This window comes from Flavobacterium sp. (assembly GCF_036405015.1).
Taxonomy (GTDB): Bacteria; Bacteroidota; Bacteroidia; order Flavobacteriales; family Flavobacteriaceae; genus Flavobacterium.
Genome location: NZ_DASWYK010000188.1, coordinates 14,351 through 34,998 on the forward strand (window position 1 = coordinate 14,351; position 20,648 = coordinate 34,998).

The window sequence follows — 20,648 nt, forward strand, 5'->3', positions numbered from 1 at the left end:
TATATTTATGGCAAAACAATCAGCAATAGAACAAGACGGATCAATCATTGAAGCATTATCTAATGCGATGTTCCGTGTAGAGTTAGAAAATGGACATATTGTAATTGCTCATATTTCTGGTAAGATGCGAATGCATTACATCAAATTATTACCTGGTGATAAAGTGAAACTAGAAATGAGTCCTTACGATTTGTCAAAAGCAAGAATTACTTATCGATATTAAAGGATATTCACTATGAAAGTTAGAGCATCAGTAAAAAAGAGAAGTGCCGAGTGCATTATCGTGCGTAGAAAAGGGAGACTGTACGTAATAAACAAAAAGAATCCTAGATTTAAACAAAGACAAGGATAATTATGGCAAGAATAGCAGGGGTAGATATCCCAAAAAACAAAAGAGGTGTTATCGCACTTACCTATATTTTCGGATTAGGAAAAAGTAGAGCTATTGAGATTTTAGAAAAAGCTCAAGTTAGCCAAGATAAAAAAGTTCAAGATTGGAATGATGACGAGATCGGAGCAATTCGTGAAGCTGTTTCATTTTACAAAATTGAAGGAGAATTACGTTCTGAAATTTCTTTAAACATTAAACGTTTAATGGATATTGGATGTTACAGAGGTATCCGTCACAGATCTGGTCTTCCATTAAGAGGGCAAAGAACTAAAAACAACTCAAGAACAAGAAAAGGTAAAAGAAAAACTGTTGCTAACAAGAAAAAAGCAACTAAATAATAAGTAATATGGCTAAAGCAACTGCAAAAAAACGTAAAGTTATCGTTGAATCAACGGGTGAGGCTCATATTTCTGCCACTTTTAATAACATTATTATTTCTTTAACTAATAAGAAAGGTGAAGTTATCTCTTGGTCTTCAGCTGGTAAAATGGGTTTCAGAGGTTCTAAAAAGAACACTCCTTATGCAGCTCAAATGGCAGCAGAAGATTGCGCTAAAGTAGCACTTGAGGCAGGACTTAAAAAAGTGAAAGTTTATGTAAAAGGACCAGGTAACGGACGTGAGTCTGCTATCCGTTCTATTCATAACGGTGGAATTGAAGTTACTGAAATTATTGATGTTACTCCAATGCCACACAACGGATGTCGTCCTCCAAAAAGACGTAGAGTTTAATTTTTTATTTTTATAGTATAAACAAGGTAGAACATAGATTATCGAAGGATTAGACCTGAATTCATAATTTCTACCTTAAATTTTTTTTAAAATGGCAAGATATACTGGTCCTAAAACCAAAATCGCTCGTAAATTTGGCGAGGCAATCTTCGGAGATGATAAATCTTTCGAAAAAAGAAATTACCCACCTGGACAACACGGGATGGCTAAAAAAAGAGGAAAAAAGTCTGAGTACGCTGTTCAGTTAATGGAAAAGCAAAAAGCTAAATATTCTTACGGAATTTTAGAAAAACAATTCAGAAACTTATTCGAAAAAGCATCAGCTACTAAAGGAGTTACTGGTGAAGTTTTATTACAATTATGCGAAGCAAGATTGGATAATGTTGTTTTTAGAATGGGAATTGCTCCATCTAGAAGAGGTGCGCGTCAAATCGTTTCTCACAGACACATTACTGTAAATGGAGAAGTTGTTAATATTCCTTCTTACCACCTTAAGCCTGGTGATAAAGTTGCAGTTCGTGAAAAATCTAAATCTTTAGAAGCTATCGAACGTTCTTTATCAAATTCAAGTCATGTTTATGAATGGATTACTTGGAACAATGATCTTAAAGAAGGAACTTTCGTTTCTGTACCTGCGAGACTTCAAATTCCAGAAAACATTAAAGAACAATTAATCGTAGAGTTGTACAACAAATAATAATTGACTTAGTCGAAATTTATGGCAATATTTAATTTTCAAAAGCCCGATAAAGTTATCATGATCGATTCAACCGATTTTGAAGGTAAATTCGAATTTAGACCTTTAGAACCTGGTTATGGATTGACAGTTGGTAATGCACTTAGAAGAGTTTTGCTTTCAGCGTTAGAAGGTTATGCAATTACATCTGTTCGTATCGAAGGTGTAGATCATGAGTTTTCTACTATTTCAGGTGTTGTTGAGGATGTTACCGAAATTATCCTTAATCTAAAACAAGTACGTTTCAAACGTCAGATCGAAGATATCGATAATGAATCAGTTACTATTTCTGTTTCTGGTAAAGATCAATTGACAGCTGGTGATTTTCAAAAATTTATTTCAGGTTTCCAAGTTCTAAATCCAGACCTTGTTATCTGTAATTTAGATTCTAAAATCAAATTGAATTTCGATTTAACAATCGAAAAAGGTAGAGGATACGTGCCTGCTGAAGAGAACAAAAAACAGAATGCTGCAATTGGAACGATTTTTACAGATTCTATTTTTACTCCGGTAAAAAATGTAAAATATGCAATCGAAAACTTCCGTGTAGAGCAAAAAACAGATTACGAAAAATTAGTTTTTGAAATCAAAACTGATGGTTCTATCAATCCAAAAGATGCTCTTACTGAAGCTGCTAAAGTTTTAATTCACCATTTCATGTTGTTTTCTGACGAAAGAATTACACTTGAGGCTGACGAAATTGCACAAACAGAATCGTATGATGAAGAGTCATTGCATATGAGACAATTGCTTAAAACTAAGCTTGTTGATATGGATTTATCTGTGAGAGCATTAAATTGCTTGAAAGCGGCTGAAGTTGATACACTTGGTGATTTAGTATCTTTCAATAAAAATGACCTAATGAAATTCCGTAATTTCGGTAAAAAATCTTTAACTGAACTTGATGAGCTTGTTGCAGTGAAGAATTTAACTTTCGGAATGGATTTAGCTAAATACAAATTAGATAAAGAATAATTTACTTCATATTTTGCTCTCCATAGTGGATTGTAGCAAGATGAAGATAAAAAAAACACGTCATGAGACACGGAAAAAAAATTAACCACTTAAGCAGACAGACTGGACATAGAAAAGCTATGTTGGCTAATATGGCTTGTTCTCTTATCGAGCACAAACGTATTAACACTACTGTCGCTAAAGCTAAAGCGCTTAAACAATTTGTTGAGCCTTTAATTACAAAATCGAAAGAGGATACGACTCACAATCGTCGTATTGTTTTTGCTTATTTACGTAACAAATACGCTGTAACTGATTTGTTCAGAGATGTTGCTGCTAAAGTAGGTGACCGTCCAGGTGGATACACTCGTATCATTAAAGTTGGAAATCGTTTGGGAGATAACGCTGATATGGCGATGATCGAACTTGTTGACTTCAATGAACTTTACAACGGAGGTAAAAAAGAAGTTAAAAAAGCGAAAAGCCGTCGTGGTGGTAAAGCTAAAAAAGCTGAAACTGCTGCTCCAGAAGCTCCTGCTGCTGAATCAGAAACGACTACTGAAGCTTCTGAATAATTATGAGAGTAATCATTCTATAATATTAAAGGATAAACTAATTTTTAGTTTATCCTTTTTTTTTGATTTTTTTAAACCCTTAGAAATGTAACTTATTTAAAATGATAGGTTTTATTTTTACGAATGAAAGTTTTAAAAAATCTTGGAAGCGCTCTTTTAAAGAATTAAATTTGCAAAATATCTAATTACAAATGAAGTTTTACTTCATACACAATTAAAAAACAATACAAATTAAGGAATGAAATACACAACACGACAAAGCGCCATTTTATTACTAAGTGATGGAACTATTTTTCATGGAAAGTCTATCGGTATTAGCGGTAAAACTTTTGGTGAAGTTTGTTTTAATACTGGAATGACTGGATATCAAGAGATCTTTACAGACCCTTCATACTTTGGACAAATTATGGTTACTACAAATCCGCATATCGGAAATTATGGTATAAATGATTTAGAAGTTGAATCTGAAAGTGTAAAAATTGCTGGATTAGTTTGTAAAAACTTTAGCTTTAACTATTCAAGAGCAGGTGCTTCTGGAAGTCTGGAAGATTATTTTGCCAAGCAAAATCTAATCTGTATCTCTGATGTTGATACTAGAGCTCTAGTTAGTTATATCCGTGATAATGGTGCAATGAATGCTGTTATTTGTACAGATGGAACTTCAATTGAAGATCTTAAAAAGGAATTGGCTAATGTGCCAAATATGGAAGGTCTTGAATTGGCTTCGAAAGTGTCTACAAAAGAGCCTTATTTTGTTGGAGATGAAAATGCTACATACAAAATTTCTGCGCTTGATCTTGGAATTAAGAAGAACATCTTAAGAAATTTTGCTAAAAGAGATTGTTATATTAAGGTTTTTCCTTATGATACAACTTATGAGGAGTTAAGTGCATTTAATCCAGATGGATATTTCTTGTCTAACGGTCCTGGTGATCCAGATCCACTTCATGGAGTAATAGATGTTGCGAAAAAAATTATTTCGGAGGATAGACCTTTGTTTGGAATCTGTTTAGGACATCAGATTATTGCTTTGGCAAATGGTGTTCAGACTTATAAAATGTTTGGTGGACACAGAGGTATTAATCATCCGGTAAAGAATCTTCTTACTGGTAAAGGAGAAATTACCTCTCAAAATCACGGTTTCGCTGTAAAAAGAGAAGCTTTAGAGGGGCATCCAGAATTAGAACTTACTCATATACATTTAAATGATGATACGGTTGCTGGAATGAGAATGAAGAACAAGAACTGTTTTTCAGTACAATATCATCCAGAAGCTAGTCCTGGACCACACGATTCTTCTTATTTATTTGATCAGTTCGTGGAGAATATCAAAACTAGCAAAGTCTAAAACGATGTAGTTAATAAATAAAGGTGTTTAATGTCTAAATCGCGTTTTTAGTATTAAATATTTTTATAATTTCGAAAAAAAATATAATTTATTAATAAAAAACAAAAATAATGAGTATTATAATTAAAGTTCACGCAAGACAAATTCTTGATTCCAGAGGGAATCCTACTATTGAAGTTGATGTAGTAACTGAAAACGGTGTTTTAGGTAGAGCTGCAGTTCCGTCTGGAGCTTCAACTGGAGAGCACGAAGCTGTTGAATTACGTGATGGTGGTAAAGCTTACCTAGGAAAAGGTGTTTTGAATGCAGTGAACAATGTAAATACTGTTATTGCTGAAGAATTAGTTGGAACTTCTGTTTTCGAACAAAACACAATTGACCAATTAATGATTGATTTAGATGGTACTCCAAACAAATCTAAATTAGGAGCTAATGCTATTTTAGGTGTTTCTTTAGCTGCTGCAAAAGCTGCTGCTAACGAACTTGGTTTACCATTATACAGATATGTAGGTGGAGTTTCTGCTAATACATTGCCTGTTCCAATGATGAACATCATCAATGGTGGTTCTCACTCTGATGCGCCTATCGCATTTCAAGAATTTATGATTTTCCCAGTAAAAGCGACTTCTTTTACACATTCTATGCAAATGGGAACTGAAATTTTCCACAGTTTGAAAAAAGTATTACACGATAGAGGCTTAAGTACTGCTGTTGGTGATGAAGGAGGTTTTGCTCCAAACTTGGCTGGTGGAACTGAAGATGCTTTAGATACTATCAAATTAGCTGTTGAGAAAGCAGGATATACTTTCGGTGACGAAATTATGATCGCTCTTGACTGTGCTGCTTCTGAGTTTTATGTAAACGGTAAATACGATTATACTAAATTTGAAGGAGAAACTGGAAAAATCAGAACTTCTGAAGAGCAAGCTGAATACTTAGCTGAACTTGCTGCTAAATATCCAATTATCTCTATCGAAGACGGTATGTACGAAGATGACTGGGATGGATGGAAAGCTTTAACTGAGAAAATCGGTGATAAAGTTCAATTAGTAGGTGATGATTTATTTGTTACTAACGTTGCTCGTTTGTCAACTGGTATCGAAAAAGGAATTGCTAACTCTATCTTAGTAAAAGTAAACCAAATTGGTACTTTAACTGAAACTATTGCAGCTGTAAACATGGCGAAAAACGCTGGATATACTTCTGTAATGTCTCACCGTTCTGGAGAAACAGAAGATAATACAATTGCAGATTTAGCTGTTGCTTTAAACTGTGGGCAAATTAAAACTGGTTCTGCTTCTCGTTCAGATCGTATGGCAAAATACAATCAATTATTAAGAATTGAAGAAGAATTAGGAAGTACTGCTTACTTCCCTGGTTTAAAAGCTTTCAAGATTAAATAATCATAAGAGTTATATTAAGACAAACCATTCATTTTTTAATGAATGGTTTTTTTTTGGAGTTTTAACAAATTCATAGCAGTATTCTTTTTTTAATTAGTCTTAAATTCATTAGATTTGGTAAATTATTATTTAAAGAATTATTTCCAAGATATTATGTCAAAAATAGCTACATTAGAAATAGATGGTAAGAAGATTGAACTTCCGGTAATCACAGGAAGCGAAAACGAATCAGCTATCGATATTAACAAACTACGTGATTTAACAGGTGTAATTACAATTGATCCAGGTTATAAGAACTCAGGATCTTGTACAAGTGAAATCACTTTCCTAGATGGAGAAGAGGGAATTTTACGTTACAGAGGATATTCAATCGAGGATTTAGCAGAAAAAGCTAGTTTCTTAGAAGTTTCATATCTTTTGATTTTTGGAGAATTACCGACTGCTACTCAATTAGAAGATTTTGAAAATAATATTAGAAAACATTCTTTGGTAAACGAAGAAATGAAAAATATTATTGATGGTTTTCCAAAGACAGCTCACCCAATGGGAGTTTTATCTGCTTTGACAAGTGCTTTAACAGCATTTAATCCAAAAGCGGTAAATGTTGATAACGAAAAAGAAATGTACGAAGCTATTTGTAAAACAATGGCTAAATTTCTTGTAATTGCTACATGGACTTACAGAAAGTCAATGGGGTATCCATTAAACTACTACGATAATACAAAAGGATATGTAGAAAGCTTTATGCAATTAATGTTTAAATTGCCTACAGGACCTTACATTGCAAATCCAGTAATTGTAAATGCTTTAGATAAATTATTTATTCTTCATGCTGATCACGAACAAAACTGTTCTACTTCGACAGTAAGAATGGTAGGTTCTTCTCATGCAGGTTTATTTGCTTCAGTTTCTGCAGGAGTTTCTGCTCTTTGGGGGCCGCTTCATGGTGGTGCTAACCAGGCAGTACTTGAAATGTTAGAAGAAATTAATAAAGATGGAGGAGATACTGATAAATTCTTAGCGAAAGCGAAAGATAAAAACGATCCTTTCCGTTTAATGGGATTCGGACACAGAGTTTATAAAAACTTTGATCCAAGAGCTAAAATCATCAAAAAAGCAGCTACTGAAGTATTAGAAACTTTAGGTGTTGAAGATCCGATTTTAGATATCGCAAGAAAATTAGAAAAAGCAGCTCTTGAAGATGAGTACTTCAAATCAAGAAACTTATATCCAAACGTAGATTTCTATTCTGGAATTATCTACAGAGCTTTAGGAATTCCAACAGATATGTTTACAGTAATGTTTGCAATTGGAAGATTACCAGGCTGGATCGCACAATGGAAAGAAATGCGTGAAAACAAAGAGCCAATTGGAAGGCCAAGACAAATTTACACTGGACACCCTTTAAGAGAGTTCAAGTCTAATAAATAAAAAACGAAAGCTTCACTTAACTGTGAAGCTTTTTTTATATTTGCTCAAAATATAATAGAGTTATGTTGCAATTAAATGTAAAGAACGAAACATCGCGGCTTCGCGCCGTAGTTTTGGGTTCTGCTGTTCATAATGGGCCAACTCCTACAATTGAGGAAGCTTATGATCCTAAGTCATTGGAACATATTAAAGCAGGAACTTATCCTGTAGAAAAAGATATGGTTGCTGAAATGGATGCTTTTAACGCTGTTTTTCAGAAATACGATGTAACTGTTTACCGTCCGAAAATGATCGAAAATTACAATCAAATATTTGCTAGAGATATTGGGTTTGTAATTGATGATGTTTTTGTGAAATCAAATATTCTTCCAGATAGAGAAAGAGAGTTAGATGCGATTCAATATGTAATTGATCAAATTAACCCATTAAAAGTAGTTCGCCCTCCCGAAGAAGTTCACATAGAAGGAGGAGACGTAATGCTTTGGAACGACCATATTTTTATTGGAACTTATAAAGGAAGTGATTATAAAGATTATATTACTGCCAGAACCAATATGCAAGGTGTAAATTATATCAAAGAATTGTTTCCAAATAAAATTGTAAAAGAGTTTGATTTGGTGAAATCTAAATTGGAAGCAAGAGATAATGCTTTGCATTTGGATTGTTGTTTTCAGCCTGTTGGAAAAGATAAAGGAATTATTTATAAAAGAGGTTTCCGTGAAGAAGCAGATTATCTTTATTTGGTAAAGCTTTTTGGAAAAGAAAACCTATTTCATATCGAAAGAAACGAAATGTATAATATGTTTTCGAATGTGTTTTCAATCGACGAAAATATTGTAGTTTCTGAAAAGAATTTTACAAGATTGAATAACTGGCTTCGTGAACAAGGTTTTACTGTAGAGGAAATTCCATACGCCGAAATTGCAAAACAAGAAGGTTTGTTGAGATGTTCAACTTTGCCATTAATTAGAGACTAAAAATTAGTTTCAGGTTTCAAGTTTTAGGTTTCAACTTCACAACAGAGAACCTGCAATATGAAACTTTAAACCTGCAACAAAAAATATATAAAATAATGAGACAAACAACTAATGCTATCGTAATGATTCGCCCAGTTGCATTCAGAATGAATGAACAGACGGCTGTAAATAATTATTATCAAAAAGTATTAGACGGACTTTTGCCAAGTACCGTTAATGCTAAAGCGCAACAAGAGTTTGATACTTTTGTAGAAAAACTAAGAGCAGTTGGTGTAGATGTTACTGTGGTTGATGATAATTTGGAAACAGATACTCCTGATAGTGTTTTTCCAAACAATTGGGTTTCATTTCATGAAAATGGTGATGTGGCACTTTATCCTATGTTTGCAGAAAATCGTCGTCAAGAACGTCGTGAAGATATTTTGGATACTTTGGAAGAAAAAGGATTTGAAATTACAGAAATAATGGATTATACTTCTGCGGAAGAAGATGGTATTTTCTTAGAAGGAACAGGGAGTTTGTTGTTGGACAGAGCTAACGGAAAAGCATACTGTGCTTTGTCTCCAAGAGCAGACGAAGAATTGTTTATAGAGTTCTGTGAAGATTTTGATTATGCACCGATTATTTTTGAAGCTTTTCAAACAGTCGATGGGGAACGTAAGCTAATTTATCATACCAATGTTATGATGTGTTTAGGTGAAACTTTTGCTGTTATTTGTGCAGATTCTATCGATGATAAGAAAGAGCGTAAAATGGTTATCGATAGTCTTAAAGATGACAATAAAGAAGTCATTTTAATTACGGAAGATCAGGTGAATAATTTTGCCGGAAATATGCTTGAAGTTCGCGGAAAAAATGACAAGAGATATATTGTAATGAGTGCTTCTGCATATCAGAGTTTAACTCCAAAACAAATAGCTCAATTAGAAAGTCATGCTGAAATTCTTAGTTCAAGTTTAGACACAATTGAGGCTTGCGGAGGCGGAAGTGCCAGATGTATGATGGCTGAAGTTTTCTTGCCAAGAAGTTAAAATAAGAATGTTATAAAATAAAAGGGATAAAATCATGAGTGATTTTATCCCTTTTATTTTTGGAAATAGTTTTGAATTAAAAGTTTCCTTTAATAATATTTACAATTGCACTTACAATGTATTGAATCCCAATTGAAATAACAATAAAACCAACAATTCTAGAGATCGCAACAATTCCTGAAGCACCTAATATTCTAGCTAAATAATGAGCACTTTTTAGAATTAAAAAAATAGCAATTGCAATTGCAAGAATTGCTAATGAGGAAATAATGATTTCGTTTAGTTCATGATGTTCCTGATAAAAGGCAATTAAAAGCGACATTGAGCCAGGACCAGCAAGCATTGGAATTGCTAATGGTGTTAAGGCAATATCGTTTCTGTGTTGTGCTTCGTTTTCTATCTTTTTATTGATTCCTCGCTTTTTGTTGAATTTTCCTGAAAGTAAAGAGAATCCTGAATTTACAATTACAATTCCACCAGCAATTCTTAACGCATCAATGCTGATTCCAAAAAAAGTTAAAACGTATTGACCAATAAAATAAGAAACCAATAGTATGATGAAAACATTGATAGCTGTCCAAAGCGAGATTCTTGATCTTTCTTTTTGAGAATCATGTTGAGTTAATCCGACAAAAATAGGGACAGTTCCAATTGGGTTTAATACCGAGAATAAAGCGGCAAATAAGTAAATGAATAATTCCATAAAGTTTGGGTTAGTGGAGTAAAAGTAGTTATTTTTTAATGTCTTTATACTAAAATATGTTAGGATATTGTTTTTATTGTTGTGGATTCTAAATCAAACGCATAAAGTATAAATCGTTCTTTTTGATTACTTTTGCAATCTAAATGAAAACAATGAAAAGTAAAAAAACATTAGTTATAGGAGCATCAACAAATCCAGAGCGTTATTCTTATCGAGCTGTAAATATGTTGGTTGGAAAAGGGCATTCTGTTTTGGCAATCGGTCAAAAAGCAGGTGAGGTTGCCGGAGTAAAAATTCAAACTAAAACAATACCAGTTAATAATATAGATACAATTACATTATACCTAAATCCTGTTCGTCAGCGAGACTATTATAATTATATTGTTGAAGCGCACCCTAAAAGAGTGATTTTTAATCCAGGAACGGAAAATCCTGAATTATATCAATTGCTAGAGCTAAATGATATCCAGGTTGAAGTAGCTTGTACACTTGTTTTATTAGCGACAAATCAATATTAATTAGATTTTTATCAATGATTTTTTAGATGATTTGAAATAATTTATTTAGTAGGATTTTAATTTGGCTAAAGATTTTTCTTATGGAATATTTATTAGTCCTGAAATTAGTTTCAAATGCCTGCTAAGTCATTAAAAGTATTACTTTTGTCGTCATGGAATTTTCATCAAAATTAATTGAAAAAGCGGTTAACGAAATGTCACAATTACCAGGAATTGGTAAACGTACTGCACTTCGACTGGTTCTTCATTTGCTTAAACAGCCAAAAGAACAAACTTCTTTTTTATCTCAAGCATTGTTGACTATGCGTGAGGATATTAAATTTTGTGAAAGCTGTCATAATATTTCGGATACCAAACTTTGTGAGATATGTGCTAATGCTCTTAGGAATCATGAAACTATTTGTGTGGTTGAAGATATTAGAGACGTAATGGCAATTGAAAACACTGGACAGTTTAAAGGAATCTATCATGTTCTTGGCGGGAAAATTTCTCCAATAGAAGGTGTAGGACCAAATCAATTAAATATTTCAAGTCTGGTAGATAAAGCAAAATCAGGTAAAGTAACTGAAATAATTTTTGCTTTAAGTTCTACTATGGAAGGAGATACAACAAATTTTTATATCTATAAACAAATAGCAGATTTACAGATTGTAGTCTCGACAAATGCAAGAGTAATATCTGTTGTAGACGAATTGGAATATGCTGATGAAATAACATTAGGAAGAAGTATTTTACATCGGGTTCCTTTTGAAAAAACTTTTAAAAATAATTAAATAAGCCCCAAATAAGTTGTTTTTTCATTCTTAAACGACAACAATAATTTGTGATAAAATTAAACTAATGACAAAAAAAAGCTTTTATCTATTCTTGCTAATTTCGGTACTATTTACTTCATGTATTCCGATTAAAGATTTGGTTTATCTTCAGGATAAAAGTACTTCAAGTGAGAAAAATGCTATCACATCAGTAGAATCTAAACCTTATAGATTACAGGTTAACGATATCATAAGTGTTAATATAAAAGCAATTGATCCGAAATTGGTTTCGATCTTTAATACAACAAATAATGAGGGAAATCAAACTTCAAAATCAGAGTCAGGTTTGTATTTTGATGGTTTCACAGTTGATGATCACGGAAATATAAGAGTGCCAATTTTAGGAGAAATAAATGTTATTGGTTATACACTTGAAGAAGTTCGTGTGAAAATTGAAAAAAAATTATTAGAAGAGTATTTTAAAAGTGAGGCTAATATTTTTGTTACTGTAAAATTAGCTGGATTCAGATATACTATAAATGGGGAAGTTGGTAGTACTGGAACAAAAACTTTATTTAAAGATAATGTGACAATTTTAGAAGCTATTGCAAATGCTGGAGATATTACTACAGTTGGAAATAGAAAGGAGGTTACGGTAATTCGTCAGACTCCAACCGGAGTTCAGATGCATGATATTGATCTCACGGATGTAAATGTGATGAAATCTCCTTATTATTACTTACAGCCAAATGATTATATTTATGTAAAACCTTTAAGACAAAAAACTTGGGGAACTGGTCAAACAGGAATACAGTCTATAGGAACTATAATTACACTACTATCGTTGGCAACTACGGTTTATCTTATTATAAAAAATTAAAACAGATTTAAAAATGTTAGACATTAAAGACTTTGCCATTTTTGAAAATCATTCGAGTTTTGATTTTAAAGGTTTTTTGTTAAGAATTGCGAGCTATTGGAAATGGTTTTTGATTAGTTTAATTATTGCATTTACAATTGCTTATCAGGTAAACATTCGTAAGGAAAAAATTTATGGAATGCAGACTATGATTTCTATAAAAGAGCAAAGCAATCCATTTTTTACATCTACTACAAGTTTGGTTTTTAATTGGGGGGGAGTTTCAGATCAAGTAAATGGAGTTTCTACAGTTTTAAAATCAAGATCGCACAATGAATTGGTGGTCGATAAACTACAATTTTATATTGACTATTTAGAACAGGGAGAATATAATTTGGTTGACTCGTATGGAGCTGTTCCGTTTTATGTTGATATTGATAAGACAAAAGGGCAGTTGGCTAATACGTTGATCAAAATCAAATTTCTGAGTGAAAATTTATATCAAATTGAAATTCCTTTTGAAAGTAATTCGGTTTCGTTAATTACATATAGTACAAATGCTTACAGTAGTACTTCTGTAAAGACAGGAATTTTTGCAAAAGAATATAAAGTTGGTGAACTTGTTAGTCTTCCTTTTTTAAACTGGAAACTTCAGATAAATGATAATCCCGGGTTTTATAAAGGGAAAGAATATTTTGTCAAATTCAATGACTTTGATGGAACTGTCTCTAGGTATCGAGGAATTGGAGTAGAATCTGATAGAGGAAGTGCGTCAATATTAAATTTGTCAATGCAGGGAACTAATAAGGCAAGAATGGTTGATTATTTAAACTCAACTGTAAAAATGCTCATCAAGATACAACTTGATGGAAAAAATCAGTTTGCAACAAATACTATTGCATTTATTGACAGTACTTTGGTGGCAATGGAATCTCAGTTAAAACAGACTGGTAATGAATTAAAGACTTTTCAGAAAGATAAAAATATTTTTCAAATAGAAGATGGTGGTTCCATGGTTTCAAATAGAATAATGGATTTTGATGTAGAAAAAGATCAGTTAACCCGTAAAATAGCTTACTATAATTCATTAAAATCATATTTAAATAATAGCGGAGATTATTCAAGATTACCAGCGCCATCTGTAGCAGGAATAGAAGATCCAAATATTGTTGCGAATGTTTCAAAATTAATTGCGCTTTCTACTCAAAGGTCTGAAATGGCTTATGCTGTAAAAAGCGAAAAAATCTTTAAAGATTTTGATAATCAAATGGAGGCGATAAAAAACGTTCTTCAGGAAAATATAGCTACAGCAAAATCTTCTTTATTATATGACATGTCTTTGATAAATGCAAAAATTGGTCAGGCAGAAAGTACCGTTCGTAAACTTCCTGTTGAGCAACAAGAATTATTGAAGATTAAAAGGAAATACGATTTAAATGATAATATCTATACAGCATTTCTTCAAAAAAGAAATGAAGCTGAAATTGTAAAAGCATCTAATTTATCCGATATTCATTTTATAGATTCAGCAAAAGATATAGGAGACGGTTTAATTGGGCCTAAAACATCTGTAAATTATATTTTGGCTTTGTTTTTAGGGACTTTAATTCCTTTAATTTTTGTTTTAGCCATTTTCTTTATAAACAATTCTGTTCAGAATGCTGATGATATTAGTAAGTTAACTCAAATACCATTACTTGGCGTAATTGGTGTAAATAAAGATTCTCTTAATCTTGCAGTGTTTGATAAGCCAAAATCAGCTCTTTCAGAGGCTTTTAGAGGAGTGCGTTCTTCACTGCAGTTTTTATATAAAAAGCAACAAGTAAGTGGCTCTAAAACCTTAATGATCACATCTTCGATTAGTGGTGAAGGAAAAACATTCTGTTCCATTAATATTGCGACTGTTTTTGCTTTAAGCGAAAAGAAGACTGTAATTGTTGGTTTAGATTTAAGAAAGCCAAGACTAGCAGACGAATTTCAGTTGAATACTCAACTTGGAGTTGTTAATTACCTTATAAAACAGAATAGTTTGGAAGAAATCACAAATTCGACTCCTGTTCCAAATTTAGATGTAATTCTTTCTGGGCCAATTCCTCCAAATCCTTCTGAACTTATTTTGAATGATGCCATGAAGGAATTGATTGATGAATTAAAACAAAAGTATGACTATATTATTTTAGATACACCTCCTGTTGGTTTAGTCTCCGATTCATTAGAATTAGTTCAGTTTTCAGACGTAATATTATATATAGTGAGGCAAAACTATACCAAAAAAGATATGATAACGTTGTTAAATAACAGAGTAAAACGTGGAGAACTGAATAATGTTAGTATTGTTTTAAACGGCTATGAAAATAAAGCCAAATATGGAGGAGACTATGGGTATGGATATGGTTACGGAGCATATTCAAATGGTTATCATGAAGAAGAAGTAAAACTCGGTTTTTGGAAAACACTTTTTAATAGATTTAGAAAAAGCTAATCTTTTGCAAATGGAAAATTCAACAAAAAATACAATTTTAATTACTGGAGGAGCAGGGTTTATTGGTTCAAATTTGACAGAGTATTTTTTAGGGCTGGGTTACAAAGTAGTTTGTTTGGATAATTTTTCGACTGGGCACCGTCATAATTTGAAAGATTTCTCGAATAATATTGATTTTAAATTAATTGAAGGAGATATCCGGAACTTTGATGATTGTGTTTTGGCGGTTAAAGGAGTAGATTATGTTTTACATCAAGCCGCTTTAGGTTCTGTTCCTAGATCAATAAAAGATCCTATTACTACAAACGATGTTAATGTTTCTGGTTTTTTAAATATGCTTACAGCAGCTCGTGATGCAAAAGTAAAACGTTTTGTTTACGCTGCTAGTTCATCAACTTATGGAGACTCTCAAGGATTACCAAAAGTAGAAGAGGTAATTGGAAAACCTTTATCGCCTTATGCAATTACTAAGTATGTAAACGAGTTGTATGCCGAAATTTTCAGCAAAACATACGGACTTGAAACAATTGGTCTTAGGTATTTTAATGTTTTTGGAAGAAAACAAGATCCTAACGGAGCTTATGCTGCAGTAATACCGAAATTCGTAAAACAATTCATGAATCACGAAAGTCCAATAATTAATGGAGATGGAAATTACTCACGTGATTTTACCTATATAGACAATGTGATTCAGATGAACGAATTAGCAATGACTTCTAAAAATCCGGAAGCTATTAATTCGGTTTATAATACTGCGTATGGAGATAGAAATACATTGAATGATTTGGTAAAATATTTAAAAGAATATTTGTCTGAATTTGATTCAAAAATAAAAGAAGTTCCTGTAATATACGGTGAAAATAGAGCAGGTGATATTCCACACTCATTGGCAAGTATTGAAAAGGCAAAGAAAGTATTAGGTTACGATCCGAAATATTCTTTACAAAAAGGATTGAAGGAAGCTGTTGGGTGGTATTGGGATAATTTAAAATAAAATAATATTTAAAGCTAAATACAAAATAAATAATGAAAGTTAGAAAAATTTGCTGTATAGGTGCAGGGTATGTTGGAGGGCCAACAATGGCAGTTATTGCTCAAAAATGCCCAGAAATTCAAGTTACAGTTGTCGATTTAAATGAGCAAAGAATTGCAAGCTGGAATGATCCAAATCCTGACAATATTCCAATCTATGAACCTGGACTTTCTGAAATCGTAGCAGAGGCAAGAGGAAGAAATTTATTTTTTTCTACAAATGTTGACAAAGCAATAGATGATGCAGAAATGATTTTTATCTCGGTAAATACCCCTACAAAAACTTATGGAAAAGGGAAAGGAATGGCGGCCGATTTAAAATATATTGAATTATGTGCCCGACAAATTGCTCGAGTTGCAAAGCAAAATAAAATTGTAGTAGAGAAATCGACTTTGCCAGTTAGAACTGCAGAAGCAATTAAAAGCATATTAGATAATACAGGAAATGGTGTTCAGTTTCAAATTTTATCGAATCCAGAATTTTTGGCCGAAGGAACAGCAGTTACTGATTTATTAAATCCAGATAGAATTTTAATAGGTGGAGATACAACTTCAGAAGGAGAAGAAGCTATTAACGCCTTGGTTGATGTTTATGCTAATTGGGTGAGCAAAGAGAAAATTTTAACCACAAATGTTTGGTCTTCAGAACTATCTAAGCTTACTGCAAATGCATTTTTGGCTCAGCGAATTTCATCTATTAATGCAATGTCTGAATTGTGTGAAAAAACAGGAGCTGATGTAAGTGAGGTGGCTAGAGCAATTGGAATGGACAGTCGAATTGGTTCTAAATTTCTAAAAGCATCAGTTGGTTTTGGAGGATCTTGTTTTCAAAAAGATATTTTGAATTTGGTTTACATTGCAAAATCATATGGATTGAATGAAGTTGCAGATTATTGGGAACAGGTTATCATTATGAATGATCATCAGAAAAGAAGATTTTCAAATAATATTGTTCGGACTTTGTATAATACTGTAGCCGATAAGAAAATTGCATTTTTAGGTTGGGCTTTCAAAAAAGATACAAATGATACTAGAGAATCAGCAGCAATTTATGTGGCAGATGATTTAATTAATGAGCAAGCTCAAGTCTCAGTTTATGATCCAAAGGTTTCTCAGAATAAAATGTTGAATGATTTGGATTATTTAGAAACAAGAACAAGTCAGGAAAACATTGATTCATTAAATGTTTTTGATAATGCATATGATGCATGCAAAGGAGCTCATGCTATAGCAGTATTAACAGAGTGGGATGAATTTATAAGCTACGATTGGCAGAAGATTTATGATTCAATGCATAAACCAGCTTTTATCTTTGATGGAAGAAATATTTTGAATGCAAAAGAGTTAGAATCAATTGGTTTTGTTTACAACGGTATCGGTTCTTAAGTTTTTTTTACATAGAAGTGAAATGATGTAATGTAATATGAAATCTGAAGTAGTGATTGTTTTTACTTCGATATAAATAAAAAAATGAACTGGTACGTAGTATATACAAAACCGAAATGGGAAAAGAAAGTTGCAGATAAGCTCAAACAATTAGGGATTGAGTGTTATTGCCCTTTAATTACTCAGGTTAAACAATGGTCAGATAGAAAGAAGAAAATTGAAGTACCACTTTTTAATTCCTATGTATTTGTTCAATTAACAGATTCTGAAAGGAATTCAGTTTTTCAAGTTTCAGGAGTAGTAAGATATTTGTTTTGGTTGGGTAAGCCAGCAATTGTAAAAGATGAAGAAATTGAGGTTATAAAAAAGAGCCTAAAAGATCCTAATCTTTATGATGTTACAGTTTCTTCAATTCAGGTTGGAGATAAAATAAAATTAGATTCAGGTGCATTCATAAATCAAAATGCAATAGTGCAAGAGGTTTCTGGAAATTATTATATTCTAGTTTTAGAAAATTTAGGTTGCGTTTTAAAAATAAAATACAAATAACACCGTTATTAAATAAAAAACAGAAGAAAATTATCTTTTTTTAGATTTTTTTCTTCTGTTTTTTTTATAAAGTATTTATTTACATCCTGATTAATAAGGTGTTGTGGTTGAGCGTTTTTTTGTTAACAATTTGTTTTTAAGGATTACGGGAAACCGTATTGAATAACTAGAGTTATTATACTATATTTGCCGAAAATGATTAATTTAGGTAGCTGAGACCAAATATTGGGGCTTGGAGCGGCGGAGCCGTGAGTTTTAATGACCTAAATAAATTAAGAAAATGGAATTTAAAAAAAATGTTAAAATTGCTGTTATTGGTTTAGGCTATGTAGGTCTGCCTTTAGCTCGATTATTTGCAACAAAATATTCAGTTGTTGGTTTTGATATAAACGAGTCAAGAATCAATTCTTTGAAATCGGGAACTGATACCACTTTAGAGGTGGAAGATGTTGTTCTGAAAGAGGTTTTAGTAGGGAAAACAAATGAGGTACAAGGTTTGTACTGTACAACTTCAGTAGACGATATACAGGATTGTAATTATTACATTGTTACAGTTCCTACACCAGTTGATAAAAATAATAGACCAGATTTAACTCCTTTGTATAAATCAAGTGAGACCGTTGGAAAAGTTCTGAAAAAAGGGGACATCGTTGTTTATGAATCAACAGTATATCCTGGTGTTACAGAAGAACAATGTGTGCCGGTTTTAGAAAGAGTTTCGGGACTTACTTTTAATGAAGACTTTTTTGCAGGATATTCTCCAGAAAGGATAAATCCTGGAGACAAAGAGCATACAGTTGAAAAAATATTGAAAGTTACATCTGGTTCAACTCCTGAAATTGGATTGAAGGTAGATGAGCTATACAAATCGGTTATAACTGCAGGAACGCATTTAGCACCAACAATCAAAGTTGCCGAAGCAGCAAAAGTTATAGAGAATTCACAACGAGATATCAATATCGCTTTTGTAAATGAATTAGCAAAAATATTCAATTTAATGAATATCGATACTCAAGAAGTATTGACAGCAGCTGCTACAAAATGGAACTTTTTGCCATTTAAGCCAGGTCTTGTTGGCGGACATTGTATTGGAGTAGATCCTTATTATCTAGCACAAAGAGCACAAGAATTTGGATATCATCCCGAAATAATATTAGCGGGAAGGCGTTTGAATGACAGTATGGGGGAATATGTTGCTTCGCAAATAGTGAAGTTGATGATTAAAAAAGGAATCTCGGTTAATGGAGCCAATCTTTTGATGCTTGGGATTACTTTTAAAGAGAACTGTCCAGATGTTAGAAATACCAAAATTGTTGATGTCATAAAGGCTTTAAAAGATTATGGAATAACAGTGACTGTTTTTGATCCTCTTGCAAATATTGAAGAAGTAAAAAGAGAATATAAATTAGAAATGATCAATGTTTTACCTGAAGAAAAGTTCGATGCTTTAGTTTTAGGAGTTGCACATTCAGAATTTCTAGATATTAATTTTTTGAGTTTACAAAAAGAGAAAAGTTTAATTTATGATGTAAAAGGAGTCTTAGGAACTTTAGCAGATAATAGACTTTAGTTTTTAGGTTTACATTAATATTTATTTAAAAAAATATGAGTTCAGATCAATCTATTACACATGTAATCCTTACAGGAGGGGTTGGAAGCAGATTATGGCCGCTTTCTCGTAAAAGCAGGCCAAAACAATATCTTGAAATATTTGAAGGAAAATCTTTATTCGAAATGACGGTTAATAGAAATAGTCATTTAGCAAATAAAGTAATGGTTGTTGGAAATGTTGACAATCATCAATTAAGTGGAAAGGTTATGGATAAAACCAATACTTCTTACATAAATATTATTGAGGCTACACCTAGAAATACTGCAGCGGCAATAGCTTTTGCAGCATTTGCTTCTGAACCAGATGATGTTTTAATTATTACTCCATCAGATCATATTATTGATCAAATGGAGAATTATAATCAAGCTATTTCTGAAGCTGTTTCTAAAGCGAATGAAGGTTATATAGTAACTTTTGGCGTGATACCTACAAAGCCAGAAACTGGTTATGGTTATATTGAAGCAGAAGGAGATAATGTTATTTCATTTCGTGAAAAACCAAATGAGACTACAGCTAAAGAATTTATTGCAAAGGGAAATTTTTTATGGAACAGTGGGATGTTTTGCTTTAAGGCAAGTGTACTTTTAGAAGAATTAAAAAAATTTCAACCAGATGTGTTCCAAAAATCTAAAGCTGTGTGGGAAGCAAGTAAAAATGGATTTTTAGATCTAGATTTGTCCATGGAAATTCCATCAATTAGTATTGATTACGCTGTAATGGAAAGAAGTAAAAAGATTAAAGTTGTACCAGCCTCTTTTTCGTGGTCAGATTTAGGTTCGTTTGAATCTGTGTACGATTATTTGCATTCAAAAGGGCATTACACTGATTCAAATGGTAACATGGTTATAGGATGTGATAAACATACAACTTTCTTAGGATTAAAAAATACAATTTTTGTTTATACTGACACAGCAAATTTAATTTTACAAAAAGAAAATTCACAAGATGTAAAAGATATTTATAGCGAATTAGAAAAACAAAAATCAGAATTACTTAATTAGAAAAATCAGAGATGAGAAAAATCCTTATAACTGGTGGAGCAGGTTTTATTGGCTCTCATGTAGTAAGACGTTTTGTAAATAAATATCTGGAATATCAAATTTTTAATTTGGATGCATTAACATATGCAGGAAATTTAGAAAACATAAAAGATATTGAAGATAAATCAAATTATAC

Annotated in this window: 23 protein-coding genes; 22 read left to right on the plus strand and 1 reads right to left on the minus strand. The window is 32.2% G+C overall.

Annotated elements, in window-relative coordinates; all coding sequences use genetic code 11:
- Positions 1–7: 7 nt before the first annotated feature.
- From infA to ctlX, 12 genes are all read left to right on the plus strand, one after another.
- On the plus strand, positions 8–223 hold the full coding sequence (gene infA, locus VGE71_RS16115) for a translation initiation factor IF-1 (RefSeq protein WP_007136545.1): 216 nt from the start codon (positions 8–10) through the stop codon (positions 221–223).
- A 12-nt stretch (positions 224–235) separates the two neighbouring features.
- The gene (gene ykgO / locus VGE71_RS16120; protein WP_002987490.1) at positions 236–352 is read left to right on the plus strand and encodes a type B 50S ribosomal protein L36; all 117 of its coding nucleotides are present in this window, start codon (positions 236–238) and stop codon (positions 350–352) included.
- Between the two features lie 2 nt (positions 353–354).
- Positions 355–729 carry a 30S ribosomal protein S13 gene (gene rpsM, locus VGE71_RS16125; protein ID WP_008464322.1) on the plus strand — a complete coding sequence of 125 codons (375 nt, stop codon included), beginning with the start codon at positions 355–357 and terminating at the stop codon, positions 727–729.
- Between the two features lie 8 nt (positions 730–737).
- Positions 738–1,121: a 30S ribosomal protein S11 gene (gene rpsK / locus VGE71_RS16130; RefSeq protein WP_026727866.1), complete on the plus strand. Its 384-nt coding sequence runs from the start codon at positions 738–740 to the stop codon at positions 1,119–1,121.
- A gap of 91 nt (positions 1,122–1,212) precedes the next feature.
- A complete protein-coding gene (rpsD, locus tag VGE71_RS16135) occupies positions 1,213–1,818 on the plus strand; it encodes a 30S ribosomal protein S4 (protein WP_008464326.1) in 606 nt (201 codons plus the stop codon).
- A 21-nt stretch (positions 1,819–1,839) separates the two neighbouring features.
- Positions 1,840–2,832 carry a DNA-directed RNA polymerase subunit alpha gene (locus VGE71_RS16140; protein ID WP_008464329.1) on the plus strand — a complete coding sequence of 331 codons (993 nt, stop codon included), beginning with the start codon at positions 1,840–1,842 and terminating at the stop codon, positions 2,830–2,832.
- Between the two features lie 62 nt (positions 2,833–2,894).
- Entirely contained in the window at positions 2,895–3,386 is a 492-nt protein-coding gene (rplQ, locus tag VGE71_RS16145; protein ID WP_109190653.1) for a 50S ribosomal protein L17, read from the plus strand.
- 238 nt (positions 3,387–3,624) lie between these two features.
- Complete coding sequence (gene carA / locus VGE71_RS16150; RefSeq protein WP_331139235.1) at positions 3,625–4,734, plus strand: glutamine-hydrolyzing carbamoyl-phosphate synthase small subunit; 1,110 nt, start codon at positions 3,625–3,627, stop codon at positions 4,732–4,734.
- 110 nt (positions 4,735–4,844) lie between these two features.
- Positions 4,845–6,137, plus strand: coding sequence for a phosphopyruvate hydratase (eno, locus tag VGE71_RS16155; RefSeq protein WP_223708164.1), 1,293 nt, complete (start codon positions 4,845–4,847; stop codon positions 6,135–6,137).
- 153 nt (positions 6,138–6,290) lie between these two features.
- Positions 6,291–7,568: a citrate synthase gene (locus VGE71_RS16160; protein WP_331139236.1), complete on the plus strand. Its 1,278-nt coding sequence runs from the start codon at positions 6,291–6,293 to the stop codon at positions 7,566–7,568.
- Between the two features lie 62 nt (positions 7,569–7,630).
- On the plus strand, positions 7,631–8,545 hold the full coding sequence (locus VGE71_RS16165) for a dimethylarginine dimethylaminohydrolase family protein (protein ID WP_331139237.1): 915 nt from the start codon (positions 7,631–7,633) through the stop codon (positions 8,543–8,545).
- A gap of 95 nt (positions 8,546–8,640) precedes the next feature.
- Positions 8,641–9,576: a citrulline utilization hydrolase CtlX gene (gene ctlX, locus VGE71_RS16170; RefSeq protein WP_331139238.1), complete on the plus strand. Its 936-nt coding sequence runs from the start codon at positions 8,641–8,643 to the stop codon at positions 9,574–9,576.
- 76 nt (positions 9,577–9,652) lie between these two features.
- Here ctlX and VGE71_RS16175 read toward each other — a convergent pair whose 3' ends face one another.
- The gene (locus tag VGE71_RS16175; protein ID WP_331139239.1) at positions 9,653–10,279 is read right to left on the minus strand and encodes a MarC family NAAT transporter; all 627 of its coding nucleotides are present in this window, start codon (positions 10,277–10,279) and stop codon (positions 9,653–9,655) included.
- 152 nt (positions 10,280–10,431) lie between these two features.
- On the opposite strand from VGE71_RS16175, the gene VGE71_RS16180 reads away from it, so the two are divergent.
- The 10 genes from VGE71_RS16180 to VGE71_RS16225 all read left to right on the plus strand — a co-directional run.
- Positions 10,432–10,797 (plus strand): CoA-binding protein, encoded by a 366-nt coding sequence (locus VGE71_RS16180; RefSeq protein ID WP_331139240.1) that lies wholly within the window; start codon positions 10,432–10,434, stop codon positions 10,795–10,797.
- A gap of 152 nt (positions 10,798–10,949) precedes the next feature.
- Positions 10,950–11,570 carry a recombination mediator RecR gene (recR, locus tag VGE71_RS16185; RefSeq protein ID WP_331139241.1) on the plus strand — a complete coding sequence of 207 codons (621 nt, stop codon included), beginning with the start codon at positions 10,950–10,952 and terminating at the stop codon, positions 11,568–11,570.
- Between the two features lie 67 nt (positions 11,571–11,637).
- Positions 11,638–12,432 (plus strand): polysaccharide biosynthesis/export family protein, encoded by a 795-nt coding sequence (locus VGE71_RS16190; protein WP_331139242.1) that lies wholly within the window; start codon positions 11,638–11,640, stop codon positions 12,430–12,432.
- Positions 12,433–12,445: 13 nt separating this feature from the next.
- Complete coding sequence (locus tag VGE71_RS16195; RefSeq protein WP_331139243.1) at positions 12,446–14,893, plus strand: polysaccharide biosynthesis tyrosine autokinase; 2,448 nt, start codon at positions 12,446–12,448, stop codon at positions 14,891–14,893.
- Between the two features lie 10 nt (positions 14,894–14,903).
- Positions 14,904–15,887 (plus strand): SDR family oxidoreductase, encoded by a 984-nt coding sequence (locus VGE71_RS16200; protein ID WP_331139244.1) that lies wholly within the window; start codon positions 14,904–14,906, stop codon positions 15,885–15,887.
- A gap of 32 nt (positions 15,888–15,919) precedes the next feature.
- The gene (locus VGE71_RS16205) at positions 15,920–17,311 is read left to right on the plus strand and encodes a UDP-glucose 6-dehydrogenase (protein WP_331139245.1); all 1,392 of its coding nucleotides are present in this window, start codon (positions 15,920–15,922) and stop codon (positions 17,309–17,311) included.
- Between the two features lie 84 nt (positions 17,312–17,395).
- Positions 17,396–17,860, plus strand: a complete 465-nt coding sequence (locus VGE71_RS16210) for a UpxY family transcription antiterminator (RefSeq protein WP_331139246.1) — start codon at positions 17,396–17,398, stop codon at positions 17,858–17,860.
- A 280-nt stretch (positions 17,861–18,140) separates the two neighbouring features.
- The gene (locus VGE71_RS16215) at positions 18,141–19,430 is read left to right on the plus strand and encodes a nucleotide sugar dehydrogenase (protein ID WP_331139247.1); all 1,290 of its coding nucleotides are present in this window, start codon (positions 18,141–18,143) and stop codon (positions 19,428–19,430) included.
- Positions 19,431–19,465: 35 nt separating this feature from the next.
- Positions 19,466–20,473 carry a mannose-1-phosphate guanylyltransferase gene (locus tag VGE71_RS16220; protein ID WP_331139248.1) on the plus strand — a complete coding sequence of 336 codons (1,008 nt, stop codon included), beginning with the start codon at positions 19,466–19,468 and terminating at the stop codon, positions 20,471–20,473.
- Between the two features lie 11 nt (positions 20,474–20,484).
- On the plus strand, positions 20,485–20,648 hold a 164-nt coding region (locus VGE71_RS16225; RefSeq protein ID WP_331139249.1), incomplete at its 3' end, for a GDP-mannose 4,6-dehydratase.

Bases quoted from the DNA above. Each gene is read 5' to 3' on its own strand.
- VGE71_RS16195 (WP_331139243.1), top strand. From the start codon at position 12,446: ATGTTAGACATTAAAGACTTTGCCATTTTTGAAAATCATTCGAGTTTT.
- VGE71_RS16160 (WP_331139236.1), top strand. From the start codon at position 6,291: ATGTCAAAAATAGCTACATTAGAAATAGATGGTAAGAAGATTGAACTT.
- ctlX (WP_331139238.1), top strand. From the start codon at position 8,641: ATGAGACAAACAACTAATGCTATCGTAATGATTCGCCCAGTTGCATTC.
- ykgO (WP_002987490.1), top strand. From the start codon at position 236: ATGAAAGTTAGAGCATCAGTAAAAAAGAGAAGTGCCGAGTGCATTATC.
- VGE71_RS16205 (WP_331139245.1), top strand. From the start codon at position 15,920: ATGAAAGTTAGAAAAATTTGCTGTATAGGTGCAGGGTATGTTGGAGGG.
- VGE71_RS16175 (WP_331139239.1), bottom strand. From the start codon at position 10,279: ATGGAATTATTCATTTACTTATTTGCCGCTTTATTCTCGGTATTAAAC.
- infA (WP_007136545.1), top strand. From the start codon at position 8: ATGGCAAAACAATCAGCAATAGAACAAGACGGATCAATCATTGAAGCA.
- VGE71_RS16200 (WP_331139244.1), top strand. From the start codon at position 14,904: ATGGAAAATTCAACAAAAAATACAATTTTAATTACTGGAGGAGCAGGG.
- rpsK (WP_026727866.1), top strand. From the start codon at position 738: ATGGCTAAAGCAACTGCAAAAAAACGTAAAGTTATCGTTGAATCAACG.
- VGE71_RS16140 (WP_008464329.1), top strand. From the start codon at position 1,840: ATGGCAATATTTAATTTTCAAAAGCCCGATAAAGTTATCATGATCGAT.
- rplQ (WP_109190653.1), top strand. From the start codon at position 2,895: ATGAGACACGGAAAAAAAATTAACCACTTAAGCAGACAGACTGGACAT.
- eno (WP_223708164.1), top strand. From the start codon at position 4,845: ATGAGTATTATAATTAAAGTTCACGCAAGACAAATTCTTGATTCCAGA.
- carA (WP_331139235.1), top strand. From the start codon at position 3,625: ATGAAATACACAACACGACAAAGCGCCATTTTATTACTAAGTGATGGA.
- VGE71_RS16190 (WP_331139242.1), top strand. From the start codon at position 11,638: ATGACAAAAAAAAGCTTTTATCTATTCTTGCTAATTTCGGTACTATTT.
- recR (WP_331139241.1), top strand. From the start codon at position 10,950: ATGGAATTTTCATCAAAATTAATTGAAAAAGCGGTTAACGAAATGTCA.
- VGE71_RS16210 (WP_331139246.1), top strand. From the start codon at position 17,396: ATGAACTGGTACGTAGTATATACAAAACCGAAATGGGAAAAGAAAGTT.
- VGE71_RS16215 (WP_331139247.1), top strand. From the start codon at position 18,141: ATGGAATTTAAAAAAAATGTTAAAATTGCTGTTATTGGTTTAGGCTAT.
- VGE71_RS16180 (WP_331139240.1), top strand. From the start codon at position 10,432: ATGAAAAGTAAAAAAACATTAGTTATAGGAGCATCAACAAATCCAGAG.
- rpsD (WP_008464326.1), top strand. From the start codon at position 1,213: ATGGCAAGATATACTGGTCCTAAAACCAAAATCGCTCGTAAATTTGGC.
- VGE71_RS16165 (WP_331139237.1), top strand. From the start codon at position 7,631: ATGTTGCAATTAAATGTAAAGAACGAAACATCGCGGCTTCGCGCCGTA.
- VGE71_RS16220 (WP_331139248.1), top strand. From the start codon at position 19,466: ATGAGTTCAGATCAATCTATTACACATGTAATCCTTACAGGAGGGGTT.
- rpsM (WP_008464322.1), top strand. From the start codon at position 355: ATGGCAAGAATAGCAGGGGTAGATATCCCAAAAAACAAAAGAGGTGTT.